The 839-nt window shown below is 70.0% G+C and carries 2 protein-coding genes; one reads left to right on the forward strand and one right to left on the reverse strand.

The features are described from left to right. Positions 1-444, reverse strand: a 444-nt coding sequence (locus tag DSP71_RS12130; RefSeq protein WP_258546413.1) for a nucleoside triphosphate pyrophosphatase, incomplete at its 3' end; no start/stop codon positions are given. A 23-nt stretch (positions 445-467) separates the two neighbouring features. On the opposite strand from DSP71_RS12130, the gene DSP71_RS22275 reads away from it, so the two are divergent. Beyond that, positions 468-839 (forward strand): TRAM domain-containing protein (locus DSP71_RS22275; RefSeq protein ID WP_396652056.1); only part of this gene is annotated, 372 nt, incomplete at its 3' end.

Here is an 839-nt window from a genome sequence, read left to right on the forward strand (position 1 = left end):
GGTCACGTCGGAGGCGAACGTCACAGCGGCTTCGGCGACGGCGGTGGCTTCCGTGGGCTCGGCACCGGGGGCGACCCGGAAGACGGAGTGGCCGGAGTGCAGGATGCCCGTGGCTCCGCGCATCTCTCGCCAGCGCCTGGTCGCTTCCTCCGGAGTGTACGGCTTGCCGTAGACGCGCCCGTCCAGCGCGAACATCGAGTCACCGCCGATGACCAGGCCGTCGAACCCGCCGTCCTCGACGAGGCTGTGTGCCACGGCGGAGGCCTTCGCGCGGGCGAGCAGCAGCACCAACTCCTCGGGCGCCAGGGGCTCGCCCCTTTCCGCCTCCGCAGCGGCGGCGACGGCGTCCTCGTCGACGTCCGGTGACACCGTGAGCGGCTCGATGCCCGCCTGACGCAGCAGCATGAGTCGGGCGGGAGAGGTCGAGGCGAGGCAGACGCGCATGTCCACCACCGTATCCTCGAAGGATGACTTCCTCCCCAGCCGACGTGCTCGAACTCGACATCACCCGCATCGCTCACGGGGGCACGTTCATCGCGCGGCACGAGGGACGAGTGGTGTTCGTGTCCGACGCGATCCCCGGTGAGCGCGTCCGTGCCCGACTGATCGCTCCGCAGGAGGGGGCCGATGCCGACACCCGCAGTTTCTGGCGGGCCGAGACGATCGAGGTGTTGGAAGCGTCGGAGCACCGCCGTCCCCACATCTGGGCGGAGGCCGACGTGTCGCGCGATCCCGCTGATCGTCCAGGAGGAGCTGATCTCGGGCACATCGATCTCGATCACCAGCGTGAGCTCAAGAGGCGCGTGCTGACCGAGGCCCTCGACCGCTTCGCGGGGAAG

Source organism: Microbacterium sp. H6 (assembly GCF_003314775.1).
Taxonomy (GTDB): Bacteria; Actinomycetota; Actinomycetes; order Actinomycetales; family Microbacteriaceae; genus Microbacterium; species Microbacterium oxydans.